Source organism: Providencia sp. PROV261 (assembly GCF_028477945.1).
GTDB lineage: Bacteria > Pseudomonadota > Gammaproteobacteria > Enterobacterales > Enterobacteriaceae > Providencia > Providencia stuartii.
On sequence record NZ_JAMPMC010000022.1, the window covers coordinates 1 to 1972 of the forward strand.

The following is a 1972-nucleotide window of genomic DNA, read 5'->3' on the forward strand; positions in this document are numbered from 1 at the left end:
CATGGATTTTGCTTGTGATGACTTTAGAATTGGGCACCTTTGCTACGATAGAATTATTGAGAATATTCAATCGGGTAAAATAGCAAAATCGCTCCCTATGTATACTCGTCCACAGAAGCTAGGCGTATTTGCCGTTGAAATGTTGGCAAGCGAAAAAAATCAAACCATAGATTGGGAGAGTGCAGGTATTCCTATCGATCCGTTTTATCAACGTTTTTGCCAAGAAGCGTTATATAATGAAAATCACGATGTTGTCGCCCAATGGCTTATTGCACTGTGTGATCGTCATGTCGAATGGTCCGCTTTATTTGACTGGGATGAAAATGAACAAAGTGCGACAGGCTATGAAATAGATATGGAAATATTATTAGCGTGGCCGTTTGAATATCAAGCCGTCAAAAATTTCCGCGCCAAACATGGCTTAACTACTCCTATCATCGATCACCCATTACTTAAAACCCCGATGGCAATTGAACATCGCCCTGATATGGTGGGTTGGAAGCAAAATAGGCCTGCTATTTATGATCAGATGATTGAAGACTTGATCACGATTAATACAGAGCTGCAAGTGATTCATAAACTATTTTAATCACGGTAAATCACCGATGGTTTACCATCTTTAGATACAGGTAATATTATGAAGCAGACGGCAGAAAGAAAACAAATTATTTGTGATAATAAGCTGTAAGCCTTTTATCTTGATACAGTTCACTATTTTGAAGAGGAATATCAAGCTGTCTTAGAGCACAATGAAATTAAGCGAAAGGCCTTGTTTAATCAATTAAAGAAAAATTATTTGCACTTTGAATCTATTGGTCGAGCAAGTCAACTTGATGAAAATTAATGGGGTCTCAGTAGCATTAGAAGGACACAAGGTGGTTTGTGGGTGTGTGCTTGTCGCAGTGGATTAAGCAAGTAGTAAAAAAGTATCTTGAGCGGGGTGTTTTAATCATAGGGGTTAAAACAATAAAGAATGAGTGAATACTATTATTAGTCAGTATGTTAGCTTTAAAGAATCGAATGATTATAAGGATGATTTCATTTGCAGAATTGAGTCATCTCTACCACCGATGCGGTATATCGACAGTGAAAAAGCGTTAGATGAGGCTAATTGCACTCTGGGTTTTATTAATGAGGAAAAGATATAATGGGAATAGTTGCCTTTGTCAAAAAACACATGACATTAAAATCCAATTTTGATCGTGCCAAGAAACAACGCTTTGTATCTAATCACGAACGTTACCAAAATAATGTTGAGCTTGAAGAGTTAACCTTTATTGATGAAATTAATGCTAAACAATTTGCCATTGCGAATATTAATCGAGGAAAACGTGATGTTGGGGCAATGAGCTTTTTTCTGGTTATTTTAGTTTTTTTTATAGTAATTTTGAGTGTACTAATAAAGTCAAATATAGATAACTACAATAGTTTTGTTAGCACCATCTCAATGTATGAGAAAAAGTATAATCTTTATAAAGAAAAAAATATAACATTGACTAAAAAAATTAAGGAGCTTAGACCATTTTATGGTGAAGGCAATAAAAGCTTTGGGGTTTTCTTTGTCGATTACTATTTATGGGGAGGGCATGTCGATAAAGTTGGAGGTAAGGACGTTACTCTTATAATTTTCACGTTAATTTTTGGTATTTTTACCAGTATTGTGGGTTATATAATCTTTTTAAAGCCGCTACCAGTCCTGATTTTTGATCGAGAGAAAAAATATGTCTATAGCTATTTAAAAGGGAAAGTTTCAGCAGACCGCTATGAATATATTGAGTATGGTCATGCCCCAATTATGCTTGCAGTCCGGTTATATAGCATTAATACTGAAAATGGTGAGTTGCAGGAAGAGATGTTTTTGCCTTATACATCAGCCATGTCAAACCTTAACTTTAATACAGCTAATGAAGCCAATATCTTTGTCAGCTTTGTGAATACTTTTATGCGTGAAGGGCGTGAAGCGGTAATGGAT

The 1972-nt window shown here is 35.5% G+C and carries 2 protein-coding genes and 1 pseudogene; all 3 read left to right on the top strand.

Features of this window, described 5'->3' with window-relative positions:
- Positions 1-589 (top strand): annotated as a pseudogene (locus tag PR675_RS13285) (hypothetical protein); the annotation flags it as partial.
- Positions 590-833: 244 nt separating this feature from the next.
- The gene (locus tag PR675_RS13290; protein WP_376738355.1) at positions 834-911 is read left to right on the top strand and encodes a hypothetical protein; all 78 of its coding nucleotides are present in this window, start codon (positions 834-836) and stop codon (positions 909-911) included.
- Between the two features lie 236 nt (positions 912-1147).
- The coding region (locus PR675_RS13295) for a hypothetical protein (protein ID WP_272582761.1) at positions 1148-1972 on the top strand (825 nt) is incomplete at its 3' end.

What these genes read in the sequence shown, in the direction of transcription:
- PR675_RS13290 (WP_376738355.1), top strand. Translation starts at nt 834, where the DNA reads ATGAAAATTAATGGGGTCTCAGTAGCATTAGAAGGACACAAGGTGGTT.